The 12,723-nt window shown below is 48.7% G+C and carries 10 protein-coding genes; 8 read left to right on the top strand and 2 right to left on the bottom strand.

The genetic code is table 11. The features are described from left to right. Positions 1 to 206 precede the first annotated feature (206 nt). Genes E4K71_RS15435 through E4K71_RS15425 form a run of 3 tightly spaced genes read left to right on the top strand, consistent with a single transcriptional unit; the run spans position 207 to position 3,751 of the window. Positions 207 to 950, top strand: coding sequence for a TVP38/TMEM64 family protein (locus tag E4K71_RS15435; protein ID WP_206201918.1), 744 nt, complete (start codon positions 207 to 209; stop codon positions 948 to 950). Further along, a complete protein-coding gene (locus tag E4K71_RS15430; protein ID WP_135081161.1) occupies positions 947 to 2,359 on the top strand; it encodes an FAD-dependent oxidoreductase in 1,413 nt (470 codons plus the stop codon). Before E4K71_RS15435 ends, E4K71_RS15430 begins: the two co-directional genes overlap by 4 nt. A 9-nt stretch (positions 2,360 to 2,368) precedes the next feature. Then, positions 2,369 to 3,751 (top strand): HAMP domain-containing sensor histidine kinase, encoded by a 1,383-nt coding sequence (locus tag E4K71_RS15425; protein WP_135081159.1) that lies wholly within the window; start codon positions 2,369 to 2,371, stop codon positions 3,749 to 3,751. A gap of 76 nt (positions 3,752 to 3,827) precedes the next feature. Here E4K71_RS15425 and E4K71_RS15420 read toward each other — a convergent pair whose 3' ends face one another. Next, positions 3,828 to 4,982, bottom strand: a complete 1,155-nt coding sequence (locus E4K71_RS15420) for a hypothetical protein (RefSeq protein WP_135081157.1) — start codon at positions 4,980 to 4,982, stop codon at positions 3,828 to 3,830. Positions 4,983 to 5,132: 150 nt separating this feature from the next. Between E4K71_RS15420 and E4K71_RS15415 the strand changes: the two genes are divergently transcribed. Then, positions 5,133 to 7,061: a PBP1A family penicillin-binding protein gene (locus tag E4K71_RS15415; RefSeq protein ID WP_135081155.1), complete on the top strand. Its 1,929-nt coding sequence runs from the start codon at positions 5,133 to 5,135 to the stop codon at positions 7,059 to 7,061. A gap of 137 nt (positions 7,062 to 7,198) precedes the next feature. Beyond that, entirely contained in the window at positions 7,199 to 7,852 is a 654-nt protein-coding gene (gene elbB / locus E4K71_RS15410) for an isoprenoid biosynthesis glyoxalase ElbB (protein ID WP_135081152.1), read from the top strand. Positions 7,853 to 7,998: 146 nt separating this feature from the next. On the opposite strand, the gene ggt is transcribed toward elbB, so the two are convergent. Further along, a complete protein-coding gene (gene ggt, locus E4K71_RS15405) occupies positions 7,999 to 9,765 on the bottom strand; it encodes a gamma-glutamyltransferase (protein ID WP_135081150.1) in 1,767 nt (588 codons plus the stop codon). A 577-nt stretch (positions 9,766 to 10,342) separates the two neighbouring features. On the opposite strand from ggt, the gene ccoN reads away from it, so the two are divergent. The 3 genes from ccoN to E4K71_RS15390 all read left to right on the top strand — a co-directional run bounded on the left by ccoN (position 10,343) and on the right by E4K71_RS15390 (position 12,720). Further along, entirely contained in the window at positions 10,343 to 11,815 is a 1,473-nt protein-coding gene (ccoN, locus tag E4K71_RS15400; RefSeq protein WP_135082099.1) for a cytochrome-c oxidase, cbb3-type subunit I, read from the top strand. Between the two features lie 11 nt (positions 11,816 to 11,826). Beyond that, positions 11,827 to 12,558, top strand: coding sequence for a cytochrome-c oxidase, cbb3-type subunit II (gene ccoO, locus E4K71_RS15395; protein WP_135081148.1), 732 nt, complete (start codon positions 11,827 to 11,829; stop codon positions 12,556 to 12,558). Positions 12,559 to 12,621: 63 nt separating this feature from the next. After that, entirely contained in the window at positions 12,622 to 12,720 is a 99-nt protein-coding gene (locus E4K71_RS15390; protein WP_135082098.1) for a cbb3-type cytochrome c oxidase subunit 3, read from the top strand. The last annotated feature ends 3 nt before the right edge of the window (positions 12,721 to 12,723 follow it).

Below are 12,723 nucleotides of genomic sequence, written 5' to 3'. Positions count from 1 at the left end.
CTTCCATTTGCGGTGAATAACACCGCCACATGCAAGGTTTCTACCCACATTGTATGAGATAAACGTGAAAGCGAGTCAGGTTTAGAGAAAAGAGCTGTAGGGCGTATTTCATGATGGATCACATTCTGATCACGCAAGCGTGACTGGCGAAGCTTGCAAAGGGCGGTAGAATAGGGGACAAATGATAGTGAAGTAGGACAAGCGCGATGATGGCAACAGGTGACATGACACAGACGACCCCGAAAGAAAATAAAAAGAAAGCCCATCTGCTCCCCCTTCTCATTATTGGGGCAGGAGCTGTGGCTTTTGTTTTATTTGGCGGGCTGGATTATCTGTCTTTTGAAACCTTGCGCGATAACCGACAGGCAATTTTGGATTGGACCCAGCAAAATTATGGGTTGGCGATCCTTGCCTTTATTCTGGCCTATCATGTGGCGGTGATGTTTTCCTTGCCCGGTGCGGTTTGGCTGTCCCTGACGGGTGGGTTTTTATTCGGAACAGTTGAGGCCACGGCTTATATTGTGGTTGGGGCGACTGCTGGGGCCGTGGGGATTTTCCTGCTGGCGCGTTATGCCCTTTATGATTTTTTCCATGCCCGTGTCGGTAAAACCCTGAAGCGGATGGAAAAGGGGTTTCAGGATGATGCGCTGAGCTACATGCTGGTGTTGCGTCTTGTCCCGTTGTTTCCGTTCTGGCTGGTTAATCTGGTGCCTGCCTTGTTGGGTGTACGGTTGCGCATTTACACCATCGGGACGTTTTTTGGCATTATTCCCGGTGCGTTTGTCTATGCCTCGGTCGGCAGTGGTCTGGGGGCCTTGTTTGCAAAAGGGGAAACACCGGATGTCGGGGTTATCTTTAGCCCGGAAATTTTAACACCTATGGTCGGCTTGGCTGTTTTGGCGATGGTGCCTGTCTTTTATAAAAAATGGAAAAATCGGGGGAAAGCATGAGCGATGTAATCAGCTGCGATATTTGTGTGATCGGGGGGGGATCAGGCGGGTTATCGGTTGCAGCCGGTGCCTCACAAATGGGGGCGAAAGTCGTTCTGGTGGAAAAAGGTAAAATGGGCGGGGATTGCCTGAATTATGGTTGTGTCCCATCCAAAGCCCTGTTGGCTGCAGGCCATGCTGCCCAGCATGTGCGAGAGGCCGCAAAATTCGGCATTCAGACAGAGATTAAATCCATCGACCACAAGGCCGTGCATGATCATGTGCATGAGGTCATTGGCGGGATTGAACCTCATGATTCGGTGGAACGGTTTGAAGGCTTGGGTGTGACAGTTATCCAGGCGGCTGCACGTTTTACAGGGCCACAGGAAATTGAAGCTGGTGATCAGCGCATTCAGGCCAAACGTTTTGTCATTTCCACCGGATCACGCGCACGCATTCCTGATTTGGGTGGATTGAGTGATGTAGATTATTTCACCAACGAAACCCTGTTTGACCTGCAAGAAAAACCGGATCATTTATTGATTCTCGGTGGGGGGCCGATCGGGATGGAGATGGCCCAAGCCCATCGTCAATTGGGCTGTGATGTAACCGTGCTGGATCGTTCCTCTATCATGCCCAAAGATGATCCTGAATTGGTTGATATCATTCGCAGCCGTTTTGTCGAAGAGGGTATTACTTTAAAAGAAGGGGTGGCTGTTCAAAAAGTGGTGAAAACCGATGGTGGCATCACACTCATCACAGAAGATGATGAATTTCATGGAAGCCATTTATTGGTCGCAACCGGGCGTCAGGTCAATGTGGATGGCTTGAATTTGGAAGCCGCTAATGTGAGTTATAGTGACAAGGGCATTCAAGTAGATGCCCGTTTGCGTACCAGCAATAAAAAAATCTTTGCCATTGGGGATGTGGCGGGTGGATTTCAGTTTACCCATAAGGCGGGGTATGATGCCGGGATTGTGATTCGTAATGCTTTGTTTTGGCTTCCGGCCAAGGCGGATTATTCGGCCTTGCCCTGGGTGACATATACCAACCCGGAGTTGGCCCATGTGGGGATGGATGAAGAAGCTGCGCGTACAAAACATGGTGATATTCGCATCTTGCGCTGGCCTTTTAGTGAAAATGACCGGGCGCGTGCTGAACGTAAAACCACAGGTCAGATTAAGGTGGTTACCACTAAGAAAGGGCTGATCCTTGGGGCTTCTATTGTTGGGCCGAGTGCGGGGGAATTGATTCAGGTTTGGGTGTTGGCTCTGTCTCAAAAAATGAAGATCGGGGCCATGGCCTCCATCATTGCGCCTTATCCGACCTTAAGTGAGGTGTCCAAACGTGCTGCCGGGTCTTTTTACACCCCGTCTTTATTTAGTGAGAAAACCAAGAAGATCGTTCGTTTCCTTTTGCGTTTCAGTTAAGCTTTTGGGATGGAAAACAAGCATCCCATCGGTGTCAGCCTGTCAGCGCGTTTGCTGATCTTAACAGCTATTTTTATTTTGTTGGCTGAGGCGTTTATTTATGTGCCCTCCATTGCGCGCTATCGCAAAGTTTACCTGAAAGAACATATGGAAACTGCCCATCTGGCGGCTTTGGCTCTGGAAGCTGCACCGGACCAGATGGTGGATGAGGAACTGGAAAATCGTTTGCTCAAACATGCGGAAGCTTATGGGGTGGTATTGATTGAAGGCGAGAAGCGCATGTTGGTTCTGTCCAAGGATATGCCGCCTCAAACCAACCTGAGCATTGATTTGAGCTATGAAGACTGGGTTCCTATGATCACGGGGGCCTTTGATACGTTGTTTCAAAAAGAAAACCGGGTATTGCGCGTCATCGGTCCCAGTCCGCGTGATGAAACGGTACGAATCGAGGTGATTATTGATGAGGCGCCCATGCGTATGGAAATGGCGGATTATTCGCGTCGCATCCTAAACCTGTCTTTGATGATTTCCTTGATGACCGGAGTGTTGGTTTATGTCAGCCTGCATCGTTTGCTGGTGCGCCCGGTGCGGCGATTAGCACGTAATATGGCTGAATTTCGCAAAAACCCGGAAGAGGAAGCTTTAAGCATTATTCCATCTGGGCGACGCGATGAATTGGGCCGGGCGGAACAGGAACTGCAATCCTTGCAAGGGGAGTTGCGCAAACTCTTAAAACAAAAAGATCGTCTGGCTTCTATTGGGACGGCCGCAGCCAAGATCAACCATGATCTGCGCAATAGCTTGTCAAAAGCCATGTTAATGTCAGATCAACTGGCCAGCAGCAGTGATGCAAAGGTAGTGAAGATGGCCCCGCAACTGTCCCAAACCGTGGATCAGGCCATTGATCTTTGTTCCCAGACCATGGACTATGTGTCCAATTCCAGCCCGCGTTTGGAGATGGAGCTGTTTTACGTCAGTGATTTGATTGAGGAAGTGACCAGTCACATTCAGGATTTGTGTGATGAAAACAGCGAGATTGTCAATCATGTGGGGGCTATGGCCGAAGCCGAAGGTGATTTAACCCAGTTGCGCCGGGTTCTGGTGAATTTATCGCGCAATGCTTTGCAAATGGGGGCAAGCCGACTGGAATATACATCCGGGCAGGACGCAGATGGTTTTTGCTGTATTGATGTCAGCGATAATGGCCCCGGCCTGCCTGACAAAGCGCGTGATAATCTGTTTAAACCTTTTGATGGTTCAGCACGGCGCGGGGGCACCGGCCTGGGACTGGTGATTGCACGTGATATCATGCGCATCCATGGTGGGGACCTTATGCTGGTTCAGACTGGGGAAAGCGGGACGTGTTTTCGATTAATGTTGCCAAGCGATTGAAACACATCGTCATTCCCAACTTGATTGGGAATCTTTTTGATCACGAAAGCCCCTTCGCCGTTGTGCGAGGGGAGCACTACGCTGTGTTCTGTACTTCTTTAATAAAGGAGAGAACTTCTGTTTTCAGGGAGCTGACGGCACTGCGACAGCCGATGTTGAATTGTTCATTATCCTTGGCCTCAAGGTGAATGAAACTATCAACGGTGGGGCGCAGAATATCTGTGGCGAATTTAGGTTCTGAGAGAATTTCCGGTAACTTATCACCAAACGTCTCTTTAAAAGCGTTGATGGTGCCATCCAGGCGATCAAGATTCAGGCGGTTCATTTCCGTCAGGTTTTCATGGGCGATATAGGTCAGTACATCGCCGTAAATACCAATGCGCGGGTTATCCAGTTCGGTACAATGATCAAAGAAGGATTTTTCCCGTTTAAAGAAATCCCAGGCTTTTTCACCCATCACTTTAATAAAGGTGCCGACCAGATCCTTGCGCCAATAAAGAATGCCAGGGATGGCCGCTGCCCCGTGGGCCACAACGTTCCTGAAATATACACCGACGGCTTCTTTGACTTTTTTGAAATCTTCGTGATGGACTTCGACAACTTCACGCCCGCTTGCAACATCACGGATGACCAATACGTCATCACCCAATACCAGCATATGGGCATCGGGCAGTTCATCGCGGTAAAATTCAAGCATATCCAATTGCCAGTCAAAACCGAGAATCCGTTTCATGACGTCAAATTTATCGGCACCGGGTTTTGTTTTGACTTTCTTTTTCACCGTGACTTCTTTGGTGAAAAACATCATGGTTTTGACTTTTTTCTTCTGCTTTTTAACGACAACCTTACCATCATTGGCTACAAAAATACGCCGTGCTGTGGTGGACACCAACAGTTTTTGAACTTGTTGCAAAGTGACACCACAGGCGGTTTCGGTGGTTTCATCCACAATCGGATCGCCTGCTTTATCAACAACGGTTTCTGCAAACAGGTCGATGTTATCGCGAAAGACGGTAAAAAGATGCTTGAGCTTTTGTGGATCGCTGAGGATCGCATCAAATGTCAGCTCTGTATCCAGCAGTTCATTTTCCTGCAAAAGGGTAATGGCGTCTTTGGTACCCTGAATAATCTGCGCCTTGATGGTTTTATCCACATTGACCATTGGCGGCAGTTGAATCGAGAGAGGCTCGATCAGGGGTTTTTTGGTTTGGAGTTGGTCGTCGTCAGCCATTGGGTTCTTGCTTTAACAGGGTGGAAGGTCTTGCAATCATTTATCTTTCGATATTATGCCCTGAAAACATGGCACAAGAGAAATAAAAAATGGTTAATATGGTCTGCAAGTTAACAGATTTCTAACGCTCTTGACGCCATATAGACAGTCATGAGCCAGAAAAAGAAAACACCTGCTAAAAAAAAGGCAAAGAAGCCTGCAAAAACATCGGCAAAAGCTTCTGCGAAGACCAAAGAGCCCATCCGTTTTAAACGGGTGATGATGTGGCTGTCGACTTTGGCGGTCTGGGGCTGTGTGGGGCTGGGATTCATACTGGCCTTTTATGCCTATGATTTGCCGGATGTGGATAAAGCTACATCGGTTGACCGTCGCCCCGGTCTGACCCTGCTTTCTGCGGATGGGAAAGTTATTGCGACCAGTGGAAACTTATATGGCGAGGCGGTGCAAATTCATGATTTACCGGATTATTTGCCTCAGGCTGTAATGGCAACGGAAGATCGCCGTTTTTATAGTCATTTCGGGGTGGATTTTATTGGTTTGGCTCGGGCCATGGTGACAAATGTGATGTCAGGTCGGGTAAAACAGGGGGGGTCCACCTTGACCCAACAAGTGGCGAAAAACCTGTTTTTATCTCCGGAACGTTCGATCAAGCGTAAGGTACAGGAATTGATGCTGGCGCTTTGGCTGGAAAAGAAATTTACCAAAGATCAGATTTTTACCCTTTATCTCAACCGGGTTTATTTCGGGGCCGGGACTTATGGGGTGGAGGCTGCTGCACGGAAATATTTCTCAAAATCAGCGCGTCATCTCTCTTTATATGAATCAGCTTTAATTGCCGGTCTTTTAAAGGCACCAAGCCGTTATAACCCCCGTGCAAACCCGAAACTGGCCGAAGAACGCACGGCTGTTGTGTTAATGAATATGGTGAATGCGGGCTATTTGACCAAGGCACAGGCCAGTCAGGCCAAACGTCATAAAAACCGGGTGATTAAATCAGCTAAACCCCATAAGGCCGGGCGCTATTTTGCCGATTGGATTATGGAACAGGTGCGTGATTATGTGGGGCCGATTAATCAGGATATGACGGTTATGACCACGCTGGATATGGGCTTGCAGCAATTGGCCGAACGGAAGCTGCGCCAAATTCTGACAAAAAATGGCAAGAAAAAACAGGTGGAACAAGCAGCCCTTGTAGCCTTGGCCCCTGATGGGGCGGTGCGTGCCATGGTGGGCGGGCGCAATTATGCCCGTAGTCAGTTTAACCGGGCAACTCAGGCCCGTCGTCAGCCTGGTTCCAGCTTTAAACCTTTTGTTTTTTTGGCCGGGGTGGAAAGAGGGCTGACAGCGCATAGCCGAATGACAGATGAGCCTTTTGCCATTGGAACGTGGAAACCGCGCAATTATTCTGGCAAATATTTGGGCGAGATTACGTTGGCGCAGGCCATGGCCGAATCGGTCAATACCATTTCTGCCAAGATTGTGCAGAAAGTTGGTCCGCGCCGGGCTGTTGAAACCGCGCACCGTTTGGGCATTACATCGGATTTAAAAGCTCACCCCTCCATCGCATTGGGGTCCAGTGAAGTGAATTTACTGGAACTGACGGCGGCTTATGGTCCCTTTGCCAATGGTGGCTTTGGCGTTTTTCCCTTTGGCATTGAAACCATCAAGGACTTGAACGGGCGGGTCCTTTATCAACGCACAGGCGGGGGGGCTGGACAAATCGTTGCCCCCAAACATGTGGCTGAGATCAATAAAATGATGAAACAGGTCATGATGACAGGCACAGGGCAAAAGGCCAACTTTAACCGCAGCCTTGGGGGGAAAAGCGGAACATCTCAAGCGTTTCGTGATGCCTGGTTTGTGGGCTATAGCGCTGATCTTGTCCTTGGGGTTTGGATGGGCAATGACAATGAAAAGCCTATGAAAAAGGTCACAGGGGCGGGTTTGCCGGCCCAATTGTGGGGGGATGTGATGAAATCTGCACACCATAACTTGCCGCCCAAACCATTACCCGGTGATAGGGCTCCCAAGGCGGTGCAGGAAGTTCAGGGGTTCTTTGAGAAACTCTTTGGCAATTAACAAAACGAGATTGTCATCCTCGCTGAATGCGGGGATCTTTTTCCAAGGGCTGGGAAATTCCCGGTTAAGTTGGGAATGACAGCGCGTCTTCTTTCTGATTATACTCCTTGTAAAATATCTATCAGGGAGATTTTAAAATGACGAAAATTGCGGTTGTTCTGTCCGGTTGCGGTGTCTTTGACGGGGCGGAAATCCATGAATCTGTTTTGACGTTGTTGGCAATCCAACGCGCAGGCGCAAGCTATCAATGTTTTGCACCAGATGTGGACCAGCATCATGTCATTAACCATATGACGGGCGATGAAATGGATGAAACCCGCAATGTTTTGGTGGAATCTTCACGGATTGCCCGTGGGGATATTAAACCTTTGGCGGACTATCAAGCGTCTGATTTCGATGCGCTGATCTTGCCCGGCGGCTTTGGGGCGGCTAAAAATTTGTCCAGTTTTGCCTTTGATGGCCCGGATTGTCAGGTCAATGGGGATGTGGAAGCTGCACTGAAATCGACACGGGATGCGGCCAAACCGATTGGGGCATTGTGTATTTCCCCGGCCGTGTTGGCTAAGGTGTTTGGGGATATCAATGTAACCATCGGTCAGGATGAAGGGACAGCTGGGGCGATTGAAACGCTGGGTTGCACCCATACCACGACCAGTCATGGGGAGATTACGGTGGATGCAGCGGCCAAAGTCGTGACTACACCTTGTTATATGCTGGATGCCAATATCGCCCAGATTGCGGATGGGGCGCAGGCGTGTGTTGATGAAATTATTAAGCTGACAAAAGCTTGAAATTGAAGAAATGACCCTCATATGAGTCTGGGTATAAGAAGGGTATGAGGGTGCATATGGGCACAAAAAGGCCCCCAATGGGCACAAAAAGGCCCCCAAGTTGGACGTAGGTGTCTGATTTGGGGGCCTTTTTATGAGTTTACGCCCTAATACCCCATCACAACTCCTTCGCGGCGCGGATCAGCGGCACCAATGAGGCTACCGTTTGGGAGAATTTGGATGGCATGTAGGCCGCTGGTCATATCTTTGAATTTGATCTCATGACCAAGGGCGCGTAGTTTATCGGCAAGCTCTGTGGCCTCAGTGTCTTTTTCCAGTTCTGTGCTACCATTACGGTTGCTGATATGGCCTTGGGAAAGGGCCTGATCCAGTGGCATTTTATGATCAAGAATTGAGATCAGGCTTTGGGCGACATAGCCAATGATGCGTGACCCACCCGGTGAGCCAATGGCGAGAACAGGGCTGTTTTGTTTTTGGTCCAATACAATGGTTGGAGCCATGGAACTGCGCGGGCGTTTACCGGGTTCGACGCGATTGGCAACCTTAAGCCCATTTTTTTGTGCCAGAAATGAAAAGTCGGTCAGTTGGTTATTGAGCAAGAAGCCGCCAACCATCTGACGTGACCCAAAGGCATTTTCAATGCTGGTGGTCATGGAAACCACCATACCATCCTGATCTACAACACTGAGATGGGTGGTGGACAGGCCATGTTCATCACCGTTTGCGCTATAGAGGCGTGGGCCACCGGGTTCAACGGGTGTTTTCAGGGCTTGGTTATCTAAAATCAAGGTTTGCCGGCCGATGAGATAGTTGGGGGCGAGCAGTTTTTCTGTGGGGACCGTGATGAAATCCGGGTCTGCAATAAAATGATTGCGATCAGCAAACGCGAGTTTTGAGGCTTCTAAAAACAGGTGGTCGCGCTCAATGGTTGGCTTTGGGTCGTTATTTTGGTCATATTGAGCCATCAGCCCCAAAATTTGCAGGACGCTTATCCCCCCGGAACTTGGTGGGGCCATGCCACACACTTTATATAGGGCATGATTAAGGCAGACAGGGTCGCGTTTAATGGCGCGATATTCCATCATGTCATCATGGCTGAGCAAGCCGGGGTTTGTGGGATGATTTTGGACTTTATCGACAATTTGATCGGCAATTTGCCCCAGATAGAAAGAGGCCGCTCCCCCCATCTGGATTTGACGCAGTGTGTTGAGAAAATCTGGATTCTTTAAAGAATGACCAACCGGGTGGGGATGGCCCTTTTTGTCATAAAAATAGGCTTTGGCTGTCGGGTCCTGTTTCAGGAAACGGTCTTGGGATAAAAGATGGTGAAGGCGTGGGGAAATCGGGAATCCTTGGTCTGCAAGTTGAATGGCATCATCAAATAAAAGGGACCAGTCCAGACGGCCATATTCACGATGGGCCTGATCCAGCATGTGTAACAAACCGGGGATTCCCACAGCGCGTCCGCCAACAGCAGCTTCAAAAAAGCCCATTTTTTTACCATCGGGCCTGATAAACAGATTCGGTGTGACTTTTTTAGGAGCGCTTTCACGTCCATCAAAGGTGATGATGTTTTTTGTTTGGGGATCATATACCAACAAAAAGCCACCCCCACCGATTCCTGAGGATTGAGGTTCTGTTAGGTTTAACACCATTTGCGCTGTAATTGCGGCATCTATTGCAGTTCCCCCGGCACGAAGGATTTTATACCCTGCTTGAGCCGCCAGTGGATTAGCCACGGCAATCATGGCTTTTTGGGACTTTACAAGGGGTTTAACCATGCGCCCGGACGCACTTTCCGGGCTGGCAGAAGGGTCTGTTTGTGGGGCAGAACCACAGGCGCTAAGCAGAAACAGGCAAACGATTGATAAGATAAGAGAATAAGTGGGGCGAGGCAGGCGCAATAAAGACATTGTGTGGATCAGACAAGTAATGGTGTTAAAGCTCTTTTAAGAATGGGCTGAAACAAAGATAAAAACAAGAGAAATAGGCTTATGATCAGCTATAGTGTTGATTTTATGTTCAATAATAACTGTGTATGTAAAGCGAAAACCCATAAAAATATTATTATTTTAAATAGAATAAAGTAAAGCTAAAGTAATAAGTGGTGATACCTTTTGTTCTTGAAAAAAATATAATGGTCTAAAGTTTTTGAATCAAAACTAAAGTATGATTTTGTGACTCTGAAATGGATCAACATAATAATGTTGGGGAATATGAGTATTTAACTTTTACATTACTGCCTAGTTTAAAATCAATTTAAACTGGTGGTTACTTGGAAACTGTATTTGACTTATATCAAAGCGCTCCATATATTCGCCGCTATATTTCAAAGCCTTCCAACTTGTGTTTTTTTGTTGAAAGCATGGGGTTTGGAAGCGGAATGCAAAGAGGTCATTTGCACAAAGGTCGAAACACTGGGGGGTGTTTCAAGCATCTTTGGCTTATGGCTTTGATGCGTTCGATTTTCGGGAAGAACAGGAGTTCGGCATGAACCAAGCGACCACAGCTAGTGCATCCGAAGTGGCCTATAACGAGGACGTCGTACGTAAGTTTGTACTCGCAGCCACTTTCTGGGGTGTAATCGGCTTTATCGTCGGGACTTTCATCGCTTTTCAATTAGCGTTTCCGGCGCTGAACCTCGGTCTGGAATGGACGACTTTCGGTCGTGTACGTCCGGTCCATACGTCGGCAGTAATCTTTGCCTTCGGTGGTTCTATTATGTTTGCAACGTCTTTTTACGTTGTGCAGCGCACCTGCCGCGCGCCGCTTTTTGGCGGCAAATTGCTGGCAGATTTCATTTTTTGGGGTTATCAAGCATTCATCGTGATTGCGGCTCTGGGCTATGTTTTGGGTGTTACCCAGGGCAAAGAGTACGCAGAACCAGAATGGTATGCTGACCTTCTTCTTACAGTAGTATGGGTTGCGTATCTGGTTGCCTTCACAGGCACATTGATGACCCGCCGTGTTTCCCACATTTATGTGGCAAACTGGTTCTACTTTGCATTTATTATTACAGTTGCAGTTCTGCACCTGGGTAACAACATCACACTGCCGGTTATTCTCTTCGGTGGTGAGAGCTTCGTTAAGTCCTACATCTGGGCTTCCGGTGTTCAAGATGCGATGACTCAGTGGTGGTACGGTCACAACGCAGTAGGTTTCTTCCTGACTGCGGGTTTCTTGGGTCTGATGTACTACTTCATCCCGAAGCAGGCTAATCGTCCGGTATATTCTTACCGTCTGTCGATTATCCACTTCTGGGCGCTGGTATTCTTGTATATCTGGGCTGGTCCGCACCACTTGCACTACACGTCACTGCCGGATTGGACTCAAACGCTGGGTATGACATTCTCCATTATGCTGTGGATGCCGTCCTGGGGTGGTATGATCAACGGTCTGATGACATTGTCTGGTGCTTGGGACAAACTGCGTACTGACCCTGTACTGCGTTTCTTGATCGCAGCTGTTGCCTTCTACGGTATGTCTACTTTCGAAGGTCCGGCAATGTCTATCAAGGCGGTTAACGGTCTGTCTCACTACACTGACTGGACTGTCGGTCACGTACACTCTGGTGCGTTGGGTTGGGTTGCTTTCGTTTCCTTCGGTGCGTTGTACTATCTGGTACCGAAACTGTGGAACCGTGAGCGTCTGTACTCTCTGCGTCTGGTAACTTACCACTTCTGGATTGCAACGATCGGTATCGTTCTCTACATCACTGCGATGTGGATCTCCGGTATCATGCAAGGTCTGATGTGGCGTGCATACGACGATCTTGGCTTCCTGCAGTACTCCTTCATCGAGTCTGTTGAAGCGATGCATCCGTACTATGTCATCCGTGCATGTGGTGGTGTTCTCTTTGTACTTGGTGCTCTGATCATGGTTTGGAACTTTATCCAGACAATCAGTGGCAACGTTCGTACAGAAGAAGACTTCGCTGCACCCCAAGGCGCGGCAGCTGAGTAAGAGGATCCGTTATGAAACACGAAATTTTCGAGAAGAATACGATCCTCTTGGCGATCGCTATCGTGATCACCATTTCTGTTGGTGGTCTGGTTCAAATCGTACCGCTCTACACTATCGATTCAACAATCGAGAAAGTAGACGGTATCCGTCCTTACTCTCCTTTGGAGTTGGCCGGTCGTAATATCTACATCCGTGAAGGTTGCTATACTTGTCACTCTCAACAAATTCGTCCGTTCCGTGACGAGGTTGAGCGTTACGGTCACTACAGCCTGGCTGCAGAATCCATGTACGACCACCCGTTCCAATGGGGCTCTAAGCGTACAGGTCCTGACCTGGCACGTGTCGGTGGCAAATACTCTAACGCATGGCATGTTGCGCACTTAATTCGTCCGCAAGACGTTGTGCCTGAGTCTGTTATGCCGATGTACGGTTTCCTGGCTGAAAAAGAACTGACGTTCCGTGATGCCGGGGCACACCTGAAAGCACTGCGTGCTGCGGGTGATCCGTATACCGATGAGCAAATCGCGAAAGCTGCAGAAGACTTCATCACTCAGGCAATGGGTGACGAAGGTGAAGGCGATACGGAAGAGCTGCAAGCTCGTTATCCGAAAGCCGTTCTGGGTGATTTCGACGGTGATCCGTCTAAAATCACTGAGCTGGATGCAATTGTCGCCTATCTTCAGATGCTTGGTACACTCGTGGATTTCACGACGTACAAGCCTGAAGGCGAAATGGCTCGATAGGGTGCAAGCGTGAGCTTGGACGACATAGTCTCACTCGCACGACAGTTATGGGTCGTGTGGCTGATGTTCCTGTTCGTGGGGATCATTTTCTTCGCGCTTCGGCCGAAGAATCAGAAGAAGTTCGACGAAGCTTCTCAGATCCCCTTACAGGACGATGATTAAGGA

Source organism: Terasakiella sp. SH-1, from assembly GCF_004564135.1.
GTDB lineage: Bacteria > Pseudomonadota > Alphaproteobacteria > Rhodospirillales > Terasakiellaceae > Terasakiella.
This window is presented reverse-complemented; position numbering and strand designations above follow the sequence as displayed.

Bases quoted from the DNA above. Each gene is read 5' to 3' on its own strand.
- E4K71_RS15435 (WP_206201918.1), top strand. From the start codon at position 207: ATGATGGCAACAGGTGACATGACACAGACGACCCCGAAAGAAAATAAA.
- E4K71_RS15430 (WP_135081161.1), top strand. From the start codon at position 947: ATGAGCGATGTAATCAGCTGCGATATTTGTGTGATCGGGGGGGGATCA.
- E4K71_RS15425 (WP_135081159.1), top strand. From the start codon at position 2,369: ATGGAAAACAAGCATCCCATCGGTGTCAGCCTGTCAGCGCGTTTGCTG.
- E4K71_RS15420 (WP_135081157.1), bottom strand. From the start codon at position 4,982: ATGGCTGACGACGACCAACTCCAAACCAAAAAACCCCTGATCGAGCCT.
- E4K71_RS15415 (WP_135081155.1), top strand. From the start codon at position 5,133: ATGAGCCAGAAAAAGAAAACACCTGCTAAAAAAAAGGCAAAGAAGCCT.
- elbB (WP_135081152.1), top strand. From the start codon at position 7,199: ATGACGAAAATTGCGGTTGTTCTGTCCGGTTGCGGTGTCTTTGACGGG.
- ggt (WP_135081150.1), bottom strand. From the start codon at position 9,765: ATGTCTTTATTGCGCCTGCCTCGCCCCACTTATTCTCTTATCTTATCA.
- ccoN (WP_135082099.1), top strand. From the start codon at position 10,343: ATGAACCAAGCGACCACAGCTAGTGCATCCGAAGTGGCCTATAACGAG.
- ccoO (WP_135081148.1), top strand. From the start codon at position 11,827: ATGAAACACGAAATTTTCGAGAAGAATACGATCCTCTTGGCGATCGCT.
- E4K71_RS15390 (WP_135082098.1), top strand. From the start codon at position 12,622: ATGTTCCTGTTCGTGGGGATCATTTTCTTCGCGCTTCGGCCGAAGAAT.